Origin of the sequence: Insulibacter thermoxylanivorax (assembly GCF_015472005.1) — a bacterium.
Lineage (GTDB): Bacteria > Bacillota > Bacilli > Paenibacillales > DA-C8 > Insulibacter > Insulibacter thermoxylanivorax.
This window is the reverse complement of the sequence record NZ_BMAQ01000011.1, coordinates 18,215-32,321: the sequence shown is the minus strand read 5'-3', so window position 1 is coordinate 32,321 and position 14,107 is coordinate 18,215. Positions and strand designations below refer to the sequence as shown.

General features: G+C 52.9%; 13 protein-coding genes. 11 read left to right on the top strand and 2 right to left on the bottom strand.

Annotated elements, in window-relative coordinates:
- Position 1 precedes the first annotated feature (1 nt).
- The 4 genes from PRECH8_RS06980 (at position 2) to PRECH8_RS06965 (ending at position 3,582) form a co-directional block, all read left to right on the top strand.
- Positions 2–889, top strand: coding sequence for a metal ABC transporter permease (locus PRECH8_RS06980; RefSeq protein WP_200966386.1), 888 nt, complete (start codon positions 2–4; stop codon positions 887–889).
- A gap of 219 nt (positions 890–1,108) precedes the next feature.
- Positions 1,109–1,984, top strand: a complete 876-nt coding sequence (locus PRECH8_RS06975) for a fructosamine kinase family protein (RefSeq protein WP_200966385.1) — start codon at positions 1,109–1,111, stop codon at positions 1,982–1,984.
- 237 nt (positions 1,985–2,221) lie between these two features.
- Positions 2,222–3,202, top strand: coding sequence for a Gmad2 immunoglobulin-like domain-containing protein (locus PRECH8_RS06970; RefSeq protein WP_200966384.1), 981 nt, complete (start codon positions 2,222–2,224; stop codon positions 3,200–3,202).
- A 125-nt stretch (positions 3,203–3,327) separates the two neighbouring features.
- A complete protein-coding gene (locus PRECH8_RS06965) occupies positions 3,328–3,582 on the top strand; it encodes a hypothetical protein (protein WP_200966383.1) in 255 nt (84 codons plus the stop codon).
- Here PRECH8_RS06965 and PRECH8_RS06960 read toward each other — a convergent pair.
- Positions 3,563–5,209, bottom strand: coding sequence for a CoA-disulfide reductase (locus PRECH8_RS06960; RefSeq protein ID WP_200966382.1), 1,647 nt, complete (start codon positions 5,207–5,209; stop codon positions 3,563–3,565). The two genes, PRECH8_RS06965 and PRECH8_RS06960, sit on opposite strands and share 20 nt — an antisense overlap.
- 188 nt (positions 5,210–5,397) lie before the next feature.
- Between PRECH8_RS06960 and PRECH8_RS06955 the strand changes: the two genes are divergently transcribed.
- From PRECH8_RS06955 to PRECH8_RS06945, 3 genes are all read left to right on the top strand, one after another.
- Entirely contained in the window at positions 5,398–5,802 is a 405-nt protein-coding gene (locus tag PRECH8_RS06955) for a rhodanese-like domain-containing protein (protein ID WP_200966381.1), read from the top strand.
- A gap of 62 nt (positions 5,803–5,864) precedes the next feature.
- Entirely contained in the window at positions 5,865–6,125 is a 261-nt protein-coding gene (locus tag PRECH8_RS06950) for a metal-sensitive transcriptional regulator (protein ID WP_200966380.1), read from the top strand.
- A 54-nt stretch (positions 6,126–6,179) separates the two neighbouring features.
- The gene (locus PRECH8_RS06945; protein ID WP_200966379.1) at positions 6,180–6,818 is read left to right on the top strand and encodes a fumarylacetoacetate hydrolase family protein; all 639 of its coding nucleotides are present in this window, start codon (positions 6,180–6,182) and stop codon (positions 6,816–6,818) included.
- Between the two features lie 97 nt (positions 6,819–6,915).
- Here PRECH8_RS06945 and PRECH8_RS06940 read toward each other — a convergent pair whose 3' ends face one another.
- Positions 6,916–8,085, bottom strand: a complete 1,170-nt coding sequence (locus PRECH8_RS06940; protein ID WP_200966378.1) for a serine hydrolase domain-containing protein — start codon at positions 8,083–8,085, stop codon at positions 6,916–6,918.
- 229 nt (positions 8,086–8,314) lie between these two features.
- Between PRECH8_RS06940 and PRECH8_RS06935 the strand changes: the two genes are divergently transcribed.
- The 4 genes from PRECH8_RS06935 (at position 8,315) to PRECH8_RS06920 (ending at position 13,965) form a co-directional block, all read left to right on the top strand.
- Positions 8,315–10,921 carry a stalk domain-containing protein gene (locus PRECH8_RS06935; protein ID WP_200966377.1) on the top strand — a complete coding sequence of 869 codons (2,607 nt, stop codon included), beginning with the start codon at positions 8,315–8,317 and terminating at the stop codon, positions 10,919–10,921.
- 410 nt (positions 10,922–11,331) lie between these two features.
- Positions 11,332–11,646, top strand: coding sequence for a hypothetical protein (locus PRECH8_RS06930; protein ID WP_200966376.1), 315 nt, complete (start codon positions 11,332–11,334; stop codon positions 11,644–11,646).
- A gap of 191 nt (positions 11,647–11,837) precedes the next feature.
- Positions 11,838–12,539: a response regulator transcription factor gene (locus tag PRECH8_RS06925; RefSeq protein WP_200966375.1), complete on the top strand. Its 702-nt coding sequence runs from the start codon at positions 11,838–11,840 to the stop codon at positions 12,537–12,539.
- Complete coding sequence (locus PRECH8_RS06920; RefSeq protein ID WP_200966374.1) at positions 12,532–13,965, top strand: sensor histidine kinase; 1,434 nt, start codon at positions 12,532–12,534, stop codon at positions 13,963–13,965. Before PRECH8_RS06925 ends, PRECH8_RS06920 begins: the two co-directional genes overlap by 8 nt.
- Positions 13,966–14,107 lie beyond the last annotated feature (142 nt).

Here is a 14,107-nt window from a genome sequence, read left to right as displayed (position 1 = left end):
GTTGAGTTATACCGCTTGGATCTTGTTAACCGCTTCGCTGGTTGGTCTGTCCTGCAGTTTGATCGGTGTATTCTTAATCCTGCGCAAGATGGCGATGATGGCGGATGCGATCAGTCATACGGTGCTGCTCGGCATCGTCATTGCCTATTTGATCACACGCGGCCTGAGCGGGGTCCACATGCTCATCGGGGCGGCGATCGCCGGCCTCGTTACGGCGATCTTGGTTCAGTGGCTCTCGAACCGCGGAGTTCAGGAGGATGCCTCGATCGGCGTTGTGTTTACCACGCTTTTTGCCATCGGCGTAATCCTGATCTCCACCTCCGTCGGCAATGTGCATCTGGATGTCCAGCATGCGCTGATGGGGGAGATCGCATTCATCCCTTGGAAGACAGTCTCCTTTCCTTTTATCGGTGAGATCCCGGAGGCGACACTGCTGCTCTTGATCGTCCTCATCGTGATCCTAGCGATGATCTTGGCCTTCTACAAGGAGTGGAAGATCACCTCCTTTGATCCGGGCTTAGCAGCGAGCCTCGGCATCCCGGTTGCGGCGATGCATTATCTGTTCATGGGACTGGTATCCGTGACGACGGTGGCTTCCTTTGATGCCGTAGGTGCCATAATGGTCGTCGCCATGCTCATCACGCCGGCGGCGTCGGCTTATCTGTGGACGGATCGGCTGCCTGTGATGCTGGTGTTGAGCAGCATCTTCGGCATCGCTTCCGCCTTCATCGGCTACTATATGGCTTACCTGTTGGATACCTCGATTTCCGCCTCCATGGCCTTCGCCACGGGACTGATCTTCCTCTTCAGCTTCCTGTTCTCGCCGGTGCATGGATTGCTGGGGAAGAAGATCCAACCCGCAGCAAACGACGCGACGATCGATGGATGAGAAGAGGCGTGTTCGCTAAGAGCCGGACGAAAATCCGATCCCGAGCGGGAGCGGATTTTCGTCTTTGTGTTGGGATTAGGAAATAGCAAGTTCGCTATGATACCATTTATGATATACGGTTGGCAGGCAAGATGAACAAGAGATAACCAAGGTTAGCTGCTATGATATGTAAGCGTTGAGATGTACGAGCAGCAAGGAATGCATACGGAGGGTTCGTATATGAAACAGGAGAGTATACGAAAGGCTCTTGAAGAGACCATCGGATCGAGGATCCGCACGATTCATGAGGTTCAAGGAGGCGATATCGGAGTATCGCTGTATGTAGAAGCTCAAGATGAGCAATATTTTGTCAAGTACCGTGATGATCTGTCTGCGGATGTTTTCCTCTGTGAGGCAGAAGGACTTGCGGTGCTGCAACAGTCGGGAGGACTTTCCGTCCCGGCGGTTCATTATGCGGGAGCGATCCCTGGGCAGACGGGAGGGATGATCGTCCTCGAATGGATCGAAAGGGGGCCGAAAACCGATTCCGCAGAAGAGCTGCTCGGTCAAGGGTTGGCCGCAGTACATCGCCAAGCTTCGGTCACGGGACAATACGGCTTTAAGCAGAACAACTATATCGGCGTATTGCCGCAGTCGAACCGCTGGGACTCCTCGTGGGTGAACTTCTATCGTGAGCAAAGACTGCTTCCGCTGATTAAGATGGCCGAAGAGCAGGGACGGCTGACGGAAATCAGACGGAAGAGATTCCGTCAATTGCTCAACAAGCTGGATACATACCTCGCAGATGAAGGTAAGCCCAACTTGCTTCACGGCGATCTGTGGGGCGGCAACTGGCTCGCCGACCTCGATAGAAAGCCGATTCTTATCGACCCTGCCGTCTACTATGGCAATCGTGAGGTCGAGCTAGCCTTTACCGAGCTTTTCGGCGGCTTCTCGCACCGATTCTATGCTGCCTATCAGGAGGCATACCCGCTGTTGCCTGATTATGAGGAGCGCAAACCTTTATATCAGCTCTATTATCTTATGGTTCATCTGATTCACTTCGGCGAAGCATATGGACCTTCTGTGGACCGGGTTTTGGCTCGCTACACTTAAAGAGCGGACAGCACAAGTTATGTTCTGGACGGCGGAATTGATAAGGGATATAGGGAATATGCGATGGAAAAAAGCGTAGAGAATAAACAATCCAAACTCCTTCACAGCTTGCCTGCGAGCTGCGAACGCATAAACGTCTGCGTAGATAACAGAATATAACAGAACAGATCTGGATAAGAATTGAAACCTTTTGGATGTTTCTGCGTCTGATGCTATGAAGGAAGGAGTTGAGAGAACATGAGACATCTATGGAAGATGAGAAAGTTGATGGTGATCGTCGCCGCATTGCTCTTAATGTTGACGGCTTGTATGGGAGGCAGTAAGAACAACGTGAACGAACCAGAGAATGGGACTACTCCTCCGGTTCAAGAGAATGAAGCTGTCAAGGGTTCTGAGATCGCTCAGCTGGCGATCGAAGGGGAGATCATCGATAAGACGGATACGAGCCTCATCGTCACCACCTATATGGAACAAGGCGGTGAGGATTATATCGACGCCTACGCGCTTACCGTGGATGAGGAGACGGTGATCAGCGACGCATCAGGAGCAACCGTCGACTATACGGAACTGACGATTGGCTCACGCGTGGAAGCATGGTCTGTTGGACCTGTTGCCGAATCTTATCCGATGCAGGCGGAGGCAGCCAAGATCGTGCTGCTGGAGGAGCAAAGCGAACTTCCTGTATCTAGGGCGGATGCCGTGCGCGCGGCGCTTAAAGCCCAGACAGAGCTGACCGGTCCTTGGTCAGTGAAGGAAGTTTCCCTGAGCGAGGAGCAGGACTATTGGACGGTCGTCCTCGTGCATCATATGTATATCGATGAACCCGTGACCGTGCGCGTCGATGCGGAGGATGCTGAGATCCTGCCGAATATCGCTGCGGAGAACGAAGCATTCCGCATCTATTCCCCTAAACCGGACACCGTCGTCGACAATACGTTCGTCGTAGAAGGAGAAGCGCGTGTATTCGAAGGAGCATTCCGTTGGATGCTGGAAGACGGGCATCGCATCCTGCAGGAGGGATATGCCGATGCTGAGGCCGGTGCTCCCGCATGGGGCAGGTTTCAGTTTGAAGTGAGCTACGACAAGGCTTCGCAGCCGAACCTCATGCTGATTGTCTATGTCAGCAGTGCGAAGGATGGCAGCATGCAGGATGAGTTGATTATCCCGCTCAAAGCACAAGAAGAACACATCGAATACAACAGCGAGAGCATCGAATAACGAATGAAACAACGAATCCAATGACAAAATGAATGATGCAATATTGAAGGGCGCCGTGCTTGATCAGCTCGGCGCCCTTCGGGTGTTCAGAATTCATGAGTAGTATCTCTAAGGATCTCTGAAGAATGGATTACTTTGTCCGCAAACAAGCGAATGTCATCCATGGAGATCATCAGATCGGCGGCGGAGTGGCGGTCAATGTCTCCAAGCTGCGCGGCCGCGGCGAACCGATCAAGGGGATAGAAGGAGCGGCGAAGCGAGCACGGGAGATGCTGACGAAGATCGCGATGATCCAGCTGCGCATACCGAATCGATGTCGTCGAATACGCTTCATCCCTTGCAGTCTGTTCCCCCGCGCGCTTAAGCATACTTTGCCATGATATAACTGCGGTAACCGCCCGAGAGATTGCGCGCAAGGATTCCCCGCTGGGCGAGGATGCGGGCTGCGGTGTAGCCTCTCTGTCCCACTTGACAGTATACGATTACTTCCTTCGAAGTGTCGATCTCATGCAGGCGATCGCGCAGCTCATCCACCGGGATGTTCACCGCACCCTCGATGTGGCCGAAGAGGAACTCCGCTTCACTGCGAACATCGATGAGGGTGATCGCAGCTGGGTCCTTGCGCTCCAGTTCATCGGCGGTGATCATCTGGGTTCGGCCCGACAGCACATTCTGGGCGATGAATCCCGCCATATTCACTGGATCTTTGGCCGAGGAATAGGGCGGTGCATAGGCCAGTTCTAATTCTGCGAGATCGTCGACGGTGCCGTTCATACGCATCACCGCGGCGATGACATCGATGCGTTTGTCCACGCCATCCCGGCCGAAGGCTTGCGCGCCGAGAACGCGGCCGCTGCCGTCGAAGAGCAGCTTCAGCGCAATGGGTTCAGCGCCTGGATAATAGGAAGCATGGGAAGCCGGATGGAGATGCACCGTTTGGTAATCGATTCCTGCTTGTTTAAGGGAACGCTCATTCAAGCCCGTCGCCGCGCCGGTAAGACCGAAGATCTTGATGATCGAGGTCCCTTGACTGCCGCGATAAGCGCTGTCCAGGCCGCAGATATGATCGGCTGCGATGCGGGCTTGCTTATTCGCCGGACCTGCCAGCGGGATCGCCGTCATCTCGCCGTGGACGAGGTGGGAGACCATCACCGCATCGCCGACGGCATAGATCTCGGGAATATTCGTCTGCATATGCGCGTTTACGATGATATGTCCGCGAGGTCCAAGCTCAATCCCCGAATCACGCAGGAATTCGGTATCCGGCTGCACTCCGATTGCCATAAGCACAAGATCCGTACCGAGCCGGTCTCCGCTAGCCAATTCTACGATGAGACTGTTCGGCTGGCTGCGGAAGGCCTGCACACGGTCGTTTAAGATCAAACGGATGCCGTGATCCGTTAGTTCTTTCTGTGCGTAGGTGACCATATCGGCATCGAAAGGAGCGAGGATCTGGGGAGCAGCTTCGATCACCGTCGTATCGATGCCGCGCTGGATGAGATTCTCCGCTGTCTCGATGCCGATGAAGCCCCCGCCGATGACAGCCGCCCGCTTCACTTGATGCTTCTCGATGTAATCCATGATGCGGTCCGTATCCGGGATATTGCGCAGGGTGAAGATCCGCTCATCTTCTATGCCAGGCATAGACGGAAGGATGGGTTTGGCCCCGGGGGAGAGCAGTAAGACATCATAGCTTTCCTCATAGGTGCCCTTAGCTGAATCTTTGACGGTTACCGTTTTGCGTTCTGGATGTACGGCGATCACTTCGCTCTTCGTGCGAATATCGATGCGGAAACGCTGCATCATCGCTTCGGGAGTCTGTACAAGCAGCTGCTGGCGCAGCGGGATGGTGCCGCCTATATAATACGGCAACCCGCAGTTGGCGATGGAGATCTGTTCCTCCCGTTCGAACATGATGATCTGCGCATGTTCATCCAGCCTGCGCAGACGTGCTGCAGCAGTGGCGCCGCCGGCAACACCGCCGACGATTAGGATCTTCTTAGCCATGTATGGAACCTCCTTGGACATTTAAACTGAACATTGACCTTGATATGCCAAATCATTATAATACATATAGGGGTATAAGTATAATAACAGGATCAAATATTTCTTGCAAGTTTCTTTTGCACACAGGTATGATTAAATGTGCGAGCAATCGATCAGCCAACTTGGGAACCTCTAAAGGAGTGGAGGTTATGATAAGGTTATATGCGGGCATCAGCTTGTTGTTCTTGTTCTTCATCGTTCGCTATCTCCGTGCACGACCTGTCAAGGAATTGGTGTTCGTCAGCATGGAGGAGTTATGTCATATAAAGGAACAGGAACCCGTGCAGATTCTCGATGTCCGGGATCCTGTGGACTATGAACAGAAGCATCTAAAGGACGCGATCAACATCTATATCGGCCGGCTTCCCTTCGTCAGTCTCAAGGAACTTGAGGAAGGGCGGAAGCTTTTCATCGTCGCTTCATCTCCATATGCGATTCATAGAGCTGCTAAAATCTTGAAGAAAGCTGGTTATTCCCAGCTGTATGGTTTCGTATGGCGGCAGCAGATGAAGGAGGGCCTGGGCGATCGCAGTCAGGAATGCTGTGCTTGTTAGTGAATGCAGCTGCAGCCGGCGGTTTGAACCTCCGTGGTATGACAAATGAGGTGAGAGGCATGATGAAATATGACGATGATGTGAAGAGAAGGTTGAAACGGATCGAAGGGCAGGTCCGCGGCGTGTTGAATATGATGGAGGATGAGAAGCCGTGCAAAGACGTAGTCAGCCAACTTACGGCTATACGCAACGCAACGGATAAAGCCATCGCCTATATCGTCGCGAAGAACCTGGGCCAGTGCATCGTTGAGCAGCAGGCATCTGGAGAGGCATCCGATCGCTTGATTCAGGAAGCCGTTGAACTGCTGATCAAGAGCCGTTAGTCAGAAACTAGTCAGAAGAAGAGGATACGATAACCCATAAACGAGGAATGTACCATGAATGAGATTCGCAATATCTACTGCGTGGGCAGAAACTATCGGCTGCATGCGGCTGAACTGGGCAATGAGATTCCCGAAAGCCCGCTGATCTTCCTTAAGCCGACCCATGCGCTTGTGCCGATGGACGGCGGAGTGATTGAACTGCCGGCAGACCATGGCGCGATCCATTATGAAGCTGAACTCGTCATTCGCATCGGCGGCGCCTTCGTCCCTGGAGCCAGTGTCTCCGAGCTTATCGATGCTTTCGCCCTCGGACTCGATCTCACGCTAAGGGATCTGCAGCATGAATTGAAGAGCAAGCAGCATCCATGGCTTGCCGCGAAGGGTTTCCGGCATGCTGCACCGATCACAAAGTTTCATCAACTTACCGGTGATCCGATGCGGGAATTGTCGGCCTGCTCTTACTCACTTCGCATCAACGGCGAAGAGCGGCAGCGCGGACAGATCGATGAGATGATCTTCGGATTGGATCAATTGATCCAGCATATCGGCAGCTTCTACGGCCTGGGACCGGGGGATGTGATCTTCACCGGCACGCCGGCCGGTGTAGGCCCGATCGAGGACGGCGACCTGATGGAGCTGTATTGGGGAGAGGAGCTCATCGGTTCTGCGAGGATGAGGATCGCTTCCTCCTAAGTGATAAACGCCTGTGACCTAACTTCTATGGTCACAGGCGTTTCTTCATGCCGTTCATCTTCGATTTCGATGATCAGCAGATTCAGTGATCAGCTGATTACAGGCATCCGTATACCGCAGCGCGCAGCCGCAGGTGGTAGTATTCTTCCATATGCGGGAAGGTCTGATGCATATAGACGATCGACAGGCCTTCGCTTGGATCGATCGATGTCCATGTGCCGGCCATGCCGCTCCAGCCGAACTCCCCAAGCGAGCTGTTCGCATTGGCCTTCACCGGATCGATCAGCGTGCGCACGCCCAGTCCATAGCCATAGCCCGCATGATACGGAACACCGCTGTATTCTGCTAACTGGGTCTCATTGAGATAGTTCGTCCGCATAAGGTCAATGGTCTTGCGGCCGATGATCTTCTCGCCGTTGTGCACGCCGCCGTTAGCCAGCATCTGAGAGAAGGTCAGATAATCCCTGACGGTCGAATACAAACCGGCCCCGCCGCCTTCATATTTGGAATCGGGGGCATGGTAAGCATCGAAAGGAATCGTCGTTGCCGGCTTGCGCCCTTCAGGGCTGATCTCGTAGACCGTCGCCATGCGCTTAGCGATATCGCCGCGGAAGCGATATCCGGTATCCTTCATGCCGAGGGGATCGAAGATCTCCTCTTGCAGGAATTCTCCAATCGTGCGGCCGGAGACGACCTCGATCAGCGCAGCGACGATGTCATGGCCTAATCCATATTGCCAGTGCTCTCCCGGTTCGAAGAGCATCGGTACCTTCGCGGCGGTTCGGACCACATTCTGCAAAGTGAACTTGGAAGGATCGCTTGCCAATTCTCGGTGCAGCTTTGTCAGATCATGTCCTGTCGGTGTATCGCTCCATTCAGGATACGGATAGCCGATGGACATCGTAAAGGCATCTTGAATCCGCGGTGCTCTCAGTGCCGGGACCGCTATGTATTCACCATTTTCTTTTTGTTTGTATACCAGTGCATCTTTGAACTCCGGAATATATTCATGCAAAGGATCGTGCAGGTTAAAGTAACCTCGTTCGTACAGCATCATACCAGCGGTACAGACGATCACCTTCGTCATCGAGTAGAGGCGGAACACGGTCTCCGGCGTGATCGGTTTCTGCTGTTCCAGATCGGCCAGGCCATGGTAGCCTTCGTAGAGAATCTTGCCGTTCTGTGCAACGGCACACGCCACTCCTGCCGGTCCGCCGGTTTCGGTGAAGCGCTTAAGCAGTGCATCGACATGTTCAAACTTGCCCATAGATTGGAACCCTCCTCATCTAAGATAACTCTATTCTATCATTTAAGCGTCCGGCATTGAAAGCGAACGAACAGCGAATATTGCAATAAATGGATATATCAAGAATCTGTTAATCGGAATATCAAGAGTACATAACAAGAGACAAGCTAATAGGAAATAAGTTATAATAAAAAAGTCACACCCTTTGAAAAAATCTATCATCATTGACAGCTAGATGGAGGAAGATAAGATGAACAGCATGAGATGCAGACTCAAAAAAGCGGGTACAGGTTTGCTGGCGTTCGTGCTGGCTCTCACCATCCTGCTTCCCGCATCGACCGCAGAGGTGAAAGCGGCGTCGTCCAATCCTGCTAAGATTGGAAATTTTCAGCCCATTCCTAAGTTGGAAATCGATTATTATTCCTTGCTTCATGTCTTAGCTTTGCATGATCAACAAGTCATGGCTGTGACCTATGATGGAGACATCTGGATCTATGACGGCCGCAGCAACAGCTGGACGAAGTCGGGACAATCGCCGATTCAGCTGCCCGCTGCTGCAGCTTTGCTGAAGGACGGCCGAGTGCTGTTGATCGGCGGAGAGGAGGAAAGCGGCAGCGGATACAACGCTGCTGTGATCTACGATCCGAAGACGGGGAATTCACAGCTTGTATCGAAGCTTCCCGGTTACATCTTGAACCGTCCGACGGCCCAAGCGGTGACGATGGAGGACGGGAACGTTTTGCTGATGGGAAGCTATACCCTCTATGGTCAGCTTCAGCATATCGCCTATACATATGATCCGGAAGCGGATGAGTGGCAGGAACTCGATAAGATGGTCTACACGGCCAATGAATTGGTGCAAAATGCTGACGGTCTCATACTTAACTACGGCGGCGGATTGCGGGATTATTTTGCCCATGGGCATCTATACGACCCAGCGAGCGGTGAGCTGAAGACGATCTCCAGCCAGCCCTATCTGCTTCGTTTCTCCGCAGCAGCTCCGCTGGCTGACGGGTCTTTCCTGTTGGCAGGAGGATCGCAATCTGCGGGAGGTACGATCCTGCCCTCGGTGACCTCTTTGGTTTTCCTGCCGGAGCGCAATGAATGGCGCCGCATCGCTCCCATGCGGGAAGCTCGCGCCTATGCGGATGCCGTGCTTCTTCCGGACGGCCGAGTGCTGGCAGCAGGCGGGATTGGTGTGCAAGGCAGACTCAAGACAACGGAGATCTATCATCCTGCCGCTGACCGCTGGGATGCAGGACCTATGCTTCATTATGCTTACGAACAGATCCACATGGTGCAGATGAGCAATGGCGATCTGGCGGTGATTGGAAGCGTGTGGGACGGGGAACGCCAGTTCATCGCCGGCGAGATCCTGCGGCTCGATCCCCGTTTGGCCGCAAATCCAGTGCATTATGATCTGAATGCTCTGCCCGCCGAGCTCCGCGGTACTTTGGTGATGCGCAGGACCTTGTTCGAACACGACGGCTGGATCTATCAATCCCAATATATGTATGAAGAAGATGTGAACAGTGAGTTTGGCGGCGGAACTGATGCTGCATCCTATACACGGATGTATATGACTCGGCGTCATCAGACAACCGGCGTGACGGAGATTGTGATTGACGGCAGGCATCGCTTCCTGCGGACTGACGGCGACGTGATGTATTACATCCAAGACAGCTATTTGAAGAAGATGAAGCTCGGTGAGCGATACGGCGAACTGCTTCGCTTCCCGCGAACCTTCCGCGTGGAAGATCCACGGGATCCAAGACGTTATGTGCTGAACAGTTATGATCAGCGGGCTGAGCGTCCGATTAATCTCGGAGCGCAATATTTTGATGGGGAATATATCTATACCTGGTGGCCGAGCGCCATTGATTACAATGAAGCCGGCTATCCGGTTCGCATTCATTATACGGGCGGTCCGCCGGAAGTGCTGAGCGATGTCAGAGGCACGGAGTACCGCGGCGATATGCAGATCGTCGACGGCTGGATCCTCTACTTAGCGAACTCGTCCGAAGATCAAGGGTGGAATTGGAACAGCACCTCCGTCATCCATGCCGTTCGCTTGGACGGCAGTGAAGAACGGGATCTGGCGGTGATCCGCGGAGATTTTCAAGTCATCGATAACCGCATCTATTATCGCAATGCAGAGGATCTGACCAGCGGGATCATTCCGACGGGCAAGCTGTATGCCATGAATGCGGACGGTTCCAACAAGGTGATGCTGAGCGCGGAAAGCTCGGGAGAATTGCACGTGGTCGGAGATGATCTGATCTTCGAAACCTTCGATACCGGGACAATCATTCGCATGAGCAAGGATGGAACGAAGAAGCAGGTCCTGCTGCAGGGAACGGAACATAAGCAATATCATCTGTATGAAGTTACTCCTTCCTATATCGTCTACAACGTATATACCGGAGAGTACTTGGATCAATTCCAAGGCACTTATAAGATGTACTTGTCCACGATGCGAACAGAGAAAATCGATCATCTCAATTACGAAAGCCCGATCCGCGTCTATCTGAACGGCAGGCAGCTTGCCTTCCCGCAGGATCCCGTAACGCGGAATCAGCGCGTCCTCGTACCGATGCGCGTGATCTTCGAAGCCTTGGGAGCCAAGGTCAATTGGGATCCGGCAAGCGGTGATATCACGGCGGTGCGCGGCACCGATTCGATCCTGATCCGAGGCGAAACCGTCTATCTCAACGGTGAGCGGATGATGCTGGATCAGCCGCCGATCTTCTTGAACCAGACGACCCTTGTGCCGATCCGCTTCATCAGCCAAGCCTTGGGTGCGGAAGTGACCTGGGTCGGAAGGGAGAAGAGCGTGTACATCATCTTGGAACCGTGAATAGGTTGGCAGTGTGAGAATCGAGTCAGAGCCGTTTGGAAGCGGTTCTGACTCGATTTTTTTCTTATTGCGTCTTAACAAGGGCTTGCATTTTTTCTTTAGGCGTTGTACGATATAGGTAGAAAGTCATAACTATCCCTCCGATCCCCATTCAAGATCCACTAACCCTTAATCAGATGGTCGGCTTATCCCACCTCCTGTTTTCGGCCGACCATGTACAAAGCCGCAATATTCATTAACGAAAATCATCCTTCTTAATCTTGGATGATTTTTTGTGATGTCTTCGCAGTAAGAACCATGCCAAAACTTTCACAAATGTTTACAAAACGATCATAAAATCACCACAGTTTGGTCAAACTCATCCGCTAATCTCTTAATTGCAACAACAAATCAACCAAGGGGTGATTTTTATGAAGAAGAAAGCAGCATTGGCAGCATTGTCTCTACTGCTTGCGGCGACTCTTGCAGCATGCAATGAAAGCACTGCATCTAATGTGGATCTGAACGATGAATCCGCAGTGAATGAAAACTTGAATGAAACAACGGGGGTCAATGAGAACCAGGAAACAGAGGAAGGATTCGATTCCGAAGATGAGGCAGCAGATACCGATGCAGAAACCGAAGATGAATTGGATCAAGAAACAGAGAATGATGCTGCAGACGCCGCAATAGAAGCTGCGGATGATGCTGATGACGATGCCGACTTAGAAGAATCCAATGAATGAAGAGAACATGAAAAAAACTCGGTCCGTTGAGCGACTGTGAAGGGCCCAATGGATGATGGAGACGAAGATCCCGCAGCAAGCGGGGTCTTCTTTTTATGTGCAAATTTCACCACAGCCTGTAACCTTTGCGGGCGTTACACACGTCATATATACACACAGACTAACTTCTATGGGAAGGATTGGGAGAGAACATGAATGGTTTGAAGGTATTAGTAGCGGATGATGATCCGAATGTAAGGGAGATTATCCGCCTCTATTTTACACAGCAGCAGATTCAGATGATCGAAGCCAAGGACGGCGAAGAAGCCGTGGAGAAGGCGCTGTCCGGAACGCCGGATCTCGTGATCCTCGATGTGATGATGCCGAAGATGGACGGCTATGAGGCTTGCCGCGAGATCTTGAAGCATACGGATTTGCCGATCATTATGCTCACGGCCAAGGGCGAGGAGTTCGACCGGGTGCTCGGCTTGGAACTCGGTGCAGATGATTATGTGACGAAGCCCTTCAGTCCCCGCGAACTCGTCGCCAGGATCAAGGCGATCTTCCGGCGCATCCAGCGGGGAGCGGCCGCTCAGGAGGAAGGCAAGACGGGGGATCTGGTCTTTGAGGGACTCACGATCTCCTTGGATCGGCGCGAGGTGATCATCGGCGGCGAGAAAGTACCGTTTCGGCCTAAGGAGTTCGATCTGCTGGCGCATATGGCGAAGACGCCCGGGCAGGTGTTCACTCGGGAACAGCTGTTGGAGCAGGTGTGGGGGTATGACTACTTCGGGGATATTCGCACGGTGGATGTCCACGTGAAGAAGGTACGCAAGAAATTAAGCGCCTATCCCGGCGAAGTGATACATACCGTCTGGGGGATCGGCTACAAATTCGAGGTTGTTCATGATTAAGCGAAGCATGTTCTTCCGCCTGCTGCTCATCTATGTCTGCACCGTGCTGATCAGCCTGGGCGTCGTCGGGTTCACTCTATCATATGTGACCGAAACATATATCACGAATTCCAAGAAGGAAGATATGGTGCGCAAAGCGAAGAAGGTGAATCTCGCGATCCGCGATTTCCCGCATATGCCGGACGATGTGAAGGCGATGCTCGTCTTCCTCGATCAGGCCTTCGATTCACGGATCTGGGTGTTCGATGAGCAGGGGCAGATCATCGCCAGCTCATCCCAAGAGGAGATTGCCGTCGGCAAGAAGTTGGATGAACAAGTCGTTGCGAAGATTCTGTCCGGGGAGACCGCGGAGGTGAATCTGAATTTTGGTGAGCTGACGGAGCCGTTGTTGTCTGTTGTCGTCCCATGGGGCAAGGAAGACCGCATCTACGGCGGCATCATCCTGCACTCGCCGCTTACCGCTTTGAACAAGACGGTTCAAGATGTGCGGGAGACGATTCTCTGGGTGACCCAGATCTGCATCGTCCTTTGCTGCGGTGCGGCTTATTATATGTCCTGGTCGATCACCCGGCCGCTGCAGCAGATCGAGCGGGCCGCCTCGAAGATCGGCATGGGGGATTACAGCCAGCGCATCGAGACGAAGCACAGGGATGAGATCGGCGAACTGGCAGCCACGATCAATCAATTGGCGGAGAAGCTCGAGCAATCGGACAAGGAGAAGACCAGGCTGGAACAGTTTCGCTTGGACTTCCTGGCGAATGCTTCCCATGAGCTGCGCACGCCGCTCACAGCGATGCAGGGTTTTCTCGAAGCTTTACAAGATGGTCTGATCGACGAACAGGGCCGGCAAAAATATTATGAAATCATCTACAACGAAACCATCCATATGAACCGCCTCGTCGATGATATCATGGATCTGACCCGGCTGGAGAACAATGAGATCCGCTTGGCGCTTCAGCCGGTGGACGCCGCCTCGCTGCTGAAGAAAGTGCAGTTCAAATTCCGTCATGAAGCGGAAGAACGCGGCAATGAGATCCAGCTTTGTTTAAAGGAACCCTTGCCTCCCGTAATCGCTGATCCGGACCGGCTGGAGCAGATCTTGAACAATCTCGTCAAAAATGCGGTCAAATTTACAGAGAACGGTTTGATTACGATCAGCGCCGAAGAAGACGGGGATGAGGTGCGCATCGCGATCGCCGATACGGGCATCGGCATCTCGAAGGCGGATCAAGAGCTGATCTGGCAGCGCCTGTTCAAAGTCGATCGCGGGCGTACCAGCAGGCATAAGGGCAGCGGTTTGGGACTGGCGATCGTGAGGCAGCTCGCCGAGCTTCATCAAGCACGAATTACCGTGGACAGCGAAATCGGGCAGGGGGCGGTATTCACCCTATGGATGCCGAAAGCGAAGCAAGCGATGAAGAGTTGAAATGAAGGTAGAAGATGGATCTGCCAACACCTCAGCCGCCGGGGATAAGGATTGAATTCGAATCCCCGTTGTATTTGTCGTATAATTTTTACAGGAATATATGAAGGATGAGATTGATCCATAACCTAAGATGTTGGTGATC